This window comes from Mesorhizobium sp. M7A.F.Ca.US.006.04.2.1 (genome assembly GCF_004022915.1).
Classification (GTDB): domain Bacteria; phylum Pseudomonadota; class Alphaproteobacteria; order Rhizobiales; family Rhizobiaceae; genus Mesorhizobium; species Mesorhizobium ciceri.
In genome coordinates, this window is record NZ_RZQA01000225.1 from 1 (window position 1) to 7820 (window position 7820).

Annotated in this window: 7 protein-coding genes and 1 pseudogene; 3 read left to right on the plus strand and 5 right to left on the minus strand. The window is 63.6% G+C overall.

Annotation, left to right across the window (positions count from 1 at the left end; genetic code table 11):
* The 3 genes and pseudogenes from EN925_RS14265 to EN925_RS14275 form a co-directional block, all read left to right on the plus strand.
* Positions 1-383 (plus strand): annotated as a pseudogene (locus EN925_RS14265) (sodium:proton antiporter); the annotation flags it as partial.
* Positions 384-549: 166 nt separating this feature from the next.
* Complete coding sequence (locus tag EN925_RS14270) at positions 550-1452, plus strand: endonuclease/exonuclease/phosphatase family protein (protein ID WP_127369604.1); 903 nt, start codon at positions 550-552, stop codon at positions 1450-1452.
* A complete protein-coding gene (locus EN925_RS14275; RefSeq protein WP_013529691.1) occupies positions 1449-2294 on the plus strand; it encodes an EamA family transporter in 846 nt (281 codons plus the stop codon). The genes EN925_RS14270 and EN925_RS14275 overlap by 4 nt, the downstream gene beginning before the upstream one ends.
* Before the next feature lie 8 nt (positions 2295-2302).
* On the opposite strand, the gene EN925_RS14280 is transcribed toward EN925_RS14275, so the two are convergent.
* From EN925_RS14280 to EN925_RS14300, 5 genes are all read right to left on the minus strand, one after another.
* Complete coding sequence (locus EN925_RS14280; protein WP_024502755.1) at positions 2303-3520, minus strand: MFS transporter; 1218 nt, start codon at positions 3518-3520, stop codon at positions 2303-2305.
* A 164-nt stretch (positions 3521-3684) separates the two neighbouring features.
* Positions 3685-3993, minus strand: coding sequence for a Dabb family protein (locus tag EN925_RS14285; RefSeq protein WP_127369605.1), 309 nt, complete (start codon positions 3991-3993; stop codon positions 3685-3687).
* A 17-nt stretch (positions 3994-4010) separates the two neighbouring features.
* Complete coding sequence (locus EN925_RS14290) at positions 4011-5639, minus strand: choline dehydrogenase (RefSeq protein ID WP_127384926.1); 1629 nt, start codon at positions 5637-5639, stop codon at positions 4011-4013.
* A 12-nt stretch (positions 5640-5651) separates the two neighbouring features.
* A complete protein-coding gene (locus EN925_RS14295; RefSeq protein WP_127368971.1) occupies positions 5652-6410 on the minus strand; it encodes a 3-ketoacyl-ACP reductase in 759 nt (252 codons plus the stop codon).
* Positions 6407-7820, minus strand: a 1414-nt coding sequence (locus tag EN925_RS14300) for a GMC family oxidoreductase (protein WP_164894210.1), incomplete at its 5' end; no start/stop codon positions are given. The genes EN925_RS14300 and EN925_RS14295, both read right to left, overlap by 4 nt.

Sequence of the window (7820 nt, forward strand, 5' to 3'; positions counted from 1 at the left end):
AAGGCATGAGCCTGAAGCCGCTGCTGCGCCTTTTGAATCTCAATCCTGACGAAACGGTCGACCGCGAGGTTGCGCAGGCGCGCGTTGTGGTCATGCAGGCGGCGCTCGACATATTGAGCGGCAAGACATCGGACGCTGCGGCCGCGGTGCGCGAGCAATATGCCGCTCAACGCAAGATCGCCAAAAACCCCGACGATGCCCAGGCGGCGACCGAATATGACCGCTTGCGTCTTTATGCGATCAAGAGCCAGCGCGACGCGCTGGAGGAATTGCGCCGCAACGAGACGATTGGCGACGAAGCCTATCATCGCCTTGAGGAAGAGATCGACTGGACCGAACTGGCCGCGTCGCCACCCGGCCGGTTCCAGCCGCTGAATACTTGAGGCATCGCACGCCGTTTTCCGGCGCACGGAAGATACCGAAGTGCTTCGGGATCGGTGCATGATCCCGGTCAGGGGCAAGGCTGGTCCAAGCCACGTCCATTCTCCTGCACATTGCAACCGCGGCATCGAACCGCTACTGCCAACACGAAATTGAGCCGGATAAGCAATGAAGCTGGTCAGCTACAACATCCAGTACGGGTTCGGCAGCGACGGGCGCTACGATCTTTCGCGCGCCGCGCGCATCGTTGCCGGCGCCGACGTCATTGCACTGCAGGAAGTCGAGCGTCACTGGCAACGCAGCAATTTCGACGATCAGCCGGAACTGCTTTCCAGCCTGCTGCCCGACTATCACTGGGTCTATGGCCCGGCCTTCGACATGGACGCCAGCGAGCGGCATGACGGCCGCCTGGTCAACCGGCGCCGCCAGTTCGGCACCATGGTGCTGTCGAAACTGCCGATCGTCTGGTCGCGGCTGCATGCGCTGCCGATGCGCCGCACGCAGCGGCCGCTCAACACCCGCAATGCAGCACTCGAATGCATGATCCGCACGCCGGCAGGGCCGGTGCGGGTGTTGTCGCTGCATCTCGCCCATATCGCGGCCGAGGAGCGGCTGGAGCAGATCGACTATCTCCTGGCCGAGCATCGCCGGGCACCGTCCGACGGCGGGCCGTGGAGCGGCGTCGACGACGAGCCCACGCGCAACTGGACCAGCGGCGAAGCGGAGCCGGAAAACCCGCTGGCGGCGATCTGGATGGGCGATTTCAACATGGAGCCGGGCAGCGCCGAATATCGCCGCATCGTCGGCAGCACGCCCTACCATCCGGGTGCCGCCTATCTCAGCGGTTTCGTCGATGCCGCCGCTGTTGCCGGGGAGCCGGTTCCGGACTTCCACACCCATGTGAAGAACATCGACGGCAGACTGGCAAAGCGCCGGCTCGACCATTGCTTCGTCGGCGGCATGTTCGCCGGGCGGGTGCGTTCGATCTGTGCCGATATCGACGAGGTTGCGTCGGATCATTTTCCGTTGCGGGTCGACATCGACCTGGAAACGCCCGGCATTGCCACATGACGCTTTTCGTTTTTTTTGCAGTGCTTGCCGCCGCTGCCATGCACGCGATCTGGAATGCGCTGGTCAAGGTTCATCTCGACCGCTTCCTGTCGATCACGCTGATGACGCTCGGCATGGGCGCGGCGGCACTCGTGGTGCTGCCCTTCGTCGAAGTGCCGAAGGCGGAGGTGTGGCCCTACATCATCGCCTCCGTCATTTTCCACATGGGCTACCGCACCTTCCTGATCGGCGCCTACAAGGCGGGCGATTTCGCCCAGACCTATCCGCTGGCGCGGGGCACCGCACCTCTGCTCTCGGCCTTTGGCGGCATGTTCGTCGTTGCCGAGATTCCCGGCCCGTTCGCCATGCTCGGCATCTTCCTGTTGTCGGCCGGCACGCTGGTGATGTCGTTTCGTGGCGGCGCACATCTGGAAAAACTCAATCTGCGCGCGGTTGGCTTCGCACTGGGCACTTCCATCTTCATTGCCAGTTACACGCTGTCCGACGGCAGCGGCGCACGGCTGGCGGCAACCGCGCAGAGCTATGCAGCCTGGCTGTTCATCTGCGATGCTTTTGGCGCCTTGGTGCTGTGCCTCATCTTCCGCGGGCCGAAGGCGCTGCCGGTGTTGGCGCGCGACTGGAAGGCAGGACTGTTCACGGGCGTGCTCAGCGGCGCCGCCTACTGGATCGTCATGTGGGCGATGACCAAGGCGCCGATCGCCTCCGTGGCCTCGCTGCGCGAAACCTCGATTCTGTTTGCCATGATGATCTCGGTCTTCGCTCTCGGCGAAAAAATGACCGGCTGGCGCGGTGCCGCCGCGCTCAGCATCGTCGCCGGCGTCGTTGCGCTCAGGCTCGGCTGATTTCGACCCTAATTGAGTACGGTCATCAACTGGCCACGTCGTTCCGGACTGAAACGGATGACGACGATGATGCAGATGGCGACCACGCCTGCGAACAGCGCCAGGGCATAGCCATAGCTGCCTCCGGCGCTTTCCGCGATTCCTGCCTGATAGGGGCCGCCATAGGACGCGGCGAGATTGCCCGCCTGATAGATAAAGCCGGGCAAGGTCGCCCGCACCGCCCCGGGCGAAAGCTCGTTGAGGTGCACGGGGATGACGCCCCAGGCGCCCTGGACCGCGACCTGCATGACGAAGGCGCCGATGGCGAGCATGAACGGCGTGGTCGAGTAGGCCCATAGCGGGATCGACGGCAAGGCGATCAGGCAGGCCAGCGTGATGGCGTTGACGCGGCCGATCTTTTCGGACAGCGCGCCGAATGCCAGGCCGCCGACGATGGCGCCGATATTGGCGACGATGGTGATCCAGCTCACCGTATGCGGATCGAAGCCGTGCTGCTTCTTCAGGAAGGTCGGGTAGAGGTCCTGCGTGCCATGACTAAAGAAATTGAAGAACATCATCAGCACGACGGCATAGAGCGCGACACCCCAGTGTTTCTGCAGGGTTTCCCACATGCCCGGTCGAGCCGTCTTCTGCGCTTCGACGAAGGCCGGCGATTCCGGCACATGCGAGCGGATGAAGAGCACAATCAGCGCCGGCACGAAGCTGAGCAGGAACATGGCGCGCCAGCCGATCGTGTAGCCGCCGATCGTCTGCTGATAGAGCAGGCCATAGACCACCGCCGCCAGCAGATAGCCGGCCGGATAGCCGCATTGCAGGATGCCGGAGACCATGCCGCGTGCGCTCGGCGGAATGGATTCCATGGCCAGCGAACTGCCAAGCCCCCATTCGCCGCCCATGGCGATGCCGAACAGCGCACGCAGGGCGAGGAAGATGCCGAGATTGGGCGAGAAGGCGGCCAGCGCGCCGATCACCGAATAGCTCACGATGTTGAGCATGAGGATCGGCTTGCGCCCGTATTTGTCGGCAAGCATGCCGAAGAAGAACGCGCCGATGAAGCGTGTGGCCAAGGTCAGGAACAGCGCCTTGGAGACCGCGGGCACGTCGGCGTGGAATTCGGTCGCGATATCGGTGAGCAGGAATGTCAGAAGGAAGAAATCGAAAGCATCGAGCGTCCAGCCCAGGAACGAGGCGAGGACGGTCTTCTTCTGCTGCGAATTAAGGGGCAAATCTTCCTCCTCCACCATCATCGATGTGAGGAATTATCAGCCAGTTCAGGGAAGACCGGTGGTCACTTTTTCGCGCGGCTCATTTGATCGAACGCCCGCTGAGGTGCGATGAGGAGCGACCGGCGCCATCTGTCGATGAACTCGATCGTGGCTTGATGGTGAGTCTAGATTTCGAGATCAAACACCATCAGCCCGTCCGTGCCGCCTTCCAGGGCAGCGACCAGGCGTGCGCCGGCGCGCTGGTGCGCTTCATGCGCAAGATAGGCATCGCGCGCGGCAGCATCGCGGAAGTCGATGGTGAAGCCATGGGTGAAGCCGCGTGCGAACGGCTCCGGGCTGACATTGGCGCTGAATTTTACGGCGTCCATGCCGTCGATAACCTGTCGCAGCGCTTCGAGATCGGCATGGATCGCCGTGCGTTCGGCGGCGTCGACATCATTGCGAAATCTAGCGAAAACACAGTGCCTGATCATGTCTTGCTCCTCAGCGGCTAAGCAGCCCGGTTTCCGGAAAACACCGCCGGCGGCAGCGGCTCGCGGCCGAGGACCAGATCGGCTCCTTTTTCACCGACCATTATTGTCGGCGCATTGGTGTTGGATGAAGGCACGCGCGGCATCACCGAGGCATCGCAAACGCGCAGGCCCTCGATGCCGCGCAACCGCAGATCCGGTGTCACCACGGCCATGTCGTCATGGCCCATGCGGCAGGTGCCAACCGGGTGATGGTCGGTTTTGGAGGTGCGGCAGGCATAGTCGAACAGCTCGTCGTCGCTGGCGAGCGACGGCCCGGGCAGCACTTCGCGCAGCACGTAAGGGGCAAGCGCCTTCTGCCGCATGATCTGGCGCGCCAGTCGCAGCCCCTTGATCGACATGGCGCGGTCATAGGGATCGGACCAGTAGTTCGGATCGATCAGCGGGTGGTCGGCCGGGTCGGCACTCTTCAGCCGCACCGTGCCGCGTGAGCGCGGCCGCAGGAAGGCCGAGTTCAGGGTGACACCTGGATTGTTCAGCTTCTCGACGCCGGCCTCGATGCCGGATCCCAAGCCGAGATGGAACTGAATGTCGGGCGAGGCGGCGGTCGGGTCGGCGTACCAGAAGCCGCCGGTCTCGAACAGGCTGGAGGCCACCGGGCCTTTCTTCAGCAGCAGATATTGCAGACCGGCCCAGGCCGTGCGGTGCAGCTTGGCGTAGTTGTCATAGGTGTGATCGCCGGTGCATTCGGCGATGACGAACAAATCGAGATGGTCCTGCATGTTGGAGCCGACGCCGGGCAGGTCATGCACCGGCGTGACGCCGACCGACTTCAGATGGTCTGCGGGGCCGATCCCCGACTGCATCAGGAGTTTCGGCGAGCCGATGGCGCCGGACGAGACGATCACCTCGCGTTCGGCGCGCAGGATTTTCTTCTCGCCGCCCGGCCTGTCGACCACCTCGACGCCGATAGCGCGACCGTTCTCGACGACGATGCGCGTCACCAGCACATCGGTTCGGAGGGTCAGGTTCTTGCGGCTGCGGATCGGCTTCAAATAAGCGACCGAGGCGGAGGAGCGTCGGGCATCCTTCTGGGTCAGCTGGTAGTAGCCGACGCCTTCCTGGGCAGCGCCGTTGAAGTCCGGGTTGAAGGGGATGCCCATCTCCTGGCCGGCACGGAAATAGGCCTCGCAGATAGGTAGCGGCGCAATCGGGTTGGACACGCCGAGCGGGCCCTGGTCGCCATGAAAGTCGTTGGCGTAGCGCTGGTTGTTTTCGGCGCGCTTGAAATAGGGCAGCACGTCGCGATAGCCCCAGCCGGCGAGGCCTTCTTCCTTCTCCCAGGCGTCGTAGTCGCGGGCATTGCCGCGCGTGTAGATCTGCGCGTTGATGGACGAGCCGCCGCCGACCACCTTGGCCTGCGTGTACCAGAAGACGCGGTCCTTCATGTGCTTTTGCGGCACGGTCGACCAACCCCAGGAAGCAATGCCTTTGGTCATCTTGGCGAAGCCCGCCGGCATGTGGATGTAGGGGTGCCAGTCCTTGCCGCCGGCTTCCAGCAGCAGGACCGAATTGCTGGGATCTTCGCTCAGCCGGTTGGCCATAACGCAGCCGGCAGGACCGGCGCCCACGATGATATAGTCAGTCATTTCCTGATCCATTCATAGCCGTGGCACCGAGAGCGCGCCGTCGACATTGATGATCGAGCCGGTCGAAAAGCCGAGCTTGCCGCCGGCGAGCGTCGCCACCACCGCGCCGATGTCCGATGCTTCGCCCCAGCGTTTGGCCGGAACCAGGCCGCCGTCGATAAGGGCGTCATATTTGGCGGTCACGCCTGAGGTCATGTCGGTGCGGATGATGCCGGGCCGGACTTCGAAGACGGCGATGTTTTCAGGCGCAAGCCGCAACGCCAGGTTCTTCACCCACATCGAAAGCCCGGCCTTCGAGATGCAGTAGTCCGGCCGTTCCGGCGACGCCATTTCAGCACTGACCGAGGTGATGGTGATGATGGATCTCTGATCGCCTGGCGCAGCCAGCATCGCCTTGGCGACAGCCTGGCTGAGGAAGACGGTGCCGCGCAGGTTGATGCCCAGCGTGCGATCGAAATTCTCCGGCTTGAGGTCCAAGAGGTCACCGCGCACCACGGCGCCGACGCCGGCATTGTTGACCAGGCAGTCGATGCGGCCGAAGGCGCGCATCGCGGCATCGACAAGTGCTGTATGGGTGTCGAGGTCCGCGATGTCGCACCTGACATAGGCGAATTTTGCGCCACGCTTGGTGATGTCGGGGGCAAGTCCGTCGGCGGCTGTTTCGGCAAGGTCGGCGACCAGAATATCGAAGCCGGCATCCGCCAGTGCCTGGGCGCAGGCGAGGCCGATGCCGCGCGCGCCGCCGGTGACGATGGCGGCGGGGCGGGTCATGCGGCGAGGTCCGTCTTGCGGATGTGGTCAGCAACGCGCAGCGCTTGGGCTGCAATCGACAGCGCTGGGTTGACCGCCGCCGAGTTCGGCAGGAAACCGGCGTCGACGACGAACAGGTTCCGGTGGTCGAAGGAGCGGCAGTAGGGGTCGAGCGCCGCCGTCGCCGGATCGTCGCCCATCTTGATCGTGCCGCATTGATGCGACGGCGTGCGCTTGTCGAAGGGGCGCGACAGCACGATGGGATAGCCGCAGGCGCGGAAGTTTTCGCGCATTACCTTGTTCAGCCCGTCGAGCGACTGCATGTTGGAGCGCCGCCACTGCATGATGATGTCCTTGCCGTCGACCATGATGCGGCTTTCCGGGTCGGGCAGGTCTTCGCACATAAGGTACCAGTCGACGGCGTGGCCGGCCATGAAGTCGAGCGCGAATCCCGGCGTGTACTTGACATTGGCCCGCAGCATGTTGCCGTCGATCTTGCCGAGCAGTTGGACGTTCCCCAGCGGCTTACCGCCCTTGCCGTCGGACAGATAGTAGTCGTTGAGCATCAGCGTCTTCTGGTAGACGGCATCGTTGCGGCGGCGCGGATCGATCGCCAGCATGGCGCTGGAATTGTGGTTCATGAAATTGCGCCCGACCTGATCGGAGCGGTTGGCAAGGCCCTTGCCATCAGGAGACGGTGATCGCAGCAGGATGACGGCGGAATTGACCGCGCCAGCGGAGAGGATGACCAGTTTCGGCGCGACCTTTTTCAGCTCACCATTCTGCCGATAGTGGATGGCAGCAATGGTTTTGCCGTCGGTCGATGCCTCCAGGTACTCGACATAACAGCCGGTCTCGAGCCGGATGTTGGTGTCCTTCAGGGCCGCCGTCAGCGGTCCTGTCTGCGCGTCGACCTTGCCCTGGCCGGTGTTGGGAAACGCATCCCAGCCGGTCTTGCCCTCTTTCAGCCAGGTGTCGATGTCGACGCCGAGCGGCAGCGAGGCCGGATGCAGGCCGAGGTTTTTCAGCTCGGCGCGGGCGCGGGCGATCGGCGCCTCGTCGGGCACCGGCTTGTAGGCGTAGGGGATCGAATGGAACGGCTCGGTCGGATCCTCGCCCAGTGCACCGCGCACGCGAAACAGCTGTTCGGCTTTCGAATACCAGGGCTCGAATTCCTCATAGGAGAACGGCCATGCCGGCGAGACCCCGCCAAAGTGCTCCATGGCGGCGAAATCTTCCTTGCGGTAGCGGATCAGCACCGCGCCATAGAACTTCGAATTGCCGCCGACATAATAATAATTGCCGGGGTTGAAGGCGGCGCCGCCGGCCTCACGCCACATCTCCTTCGGCCTATAATGGCCGTCGACGAAGATCGAGCGCGTGTCGCGCGCGTGCGGCGTCGCCGGCAACGGCTCGCCGCGCTCGAGCATC

What these genes read in the sequence shown, in the direction of transcription:
- EN925_RS14270 (WP_127369604.1), top strand. Translation starts at nt 550, where the DNA reads ATGAAGCTGGTCAGCTACAACATCCAGTACGGGTTCGGCAGCGACGGG.
- EN925_RS14275 (WP_013529691.1), top strand. Translation starts at nt 1,449, where the DNA reads ATGACGCTTTTCGTTTTTTTTGCAGTGCTTGCCGCCGCTGCCATGCAC.
- EN925_RS14285 (WP_127369605.1), bottom strand. Translation starts at nt 3,993, where the DNA reads ATGATCAGGCACTGTGTTTTCGCTAGATTTCGCAATGATGTCGACGCC.
- EN925_RS14290 (WP_127384926.1), bottom strand. Translation starts at nt 5,639, where the DNA reads ATGACTGACTATATCATCGTGGGCGCCGGTCCTGCCGGCTGCGTTATG.
- EN925_RS14295 (WP_127368971.1), bottom strand. Translation starts at nt 6,410, where the DNA reads ATGACCCGCCCCGCCGCCATCGTCACCGGCGGCGCGCGCGGCATCGGC.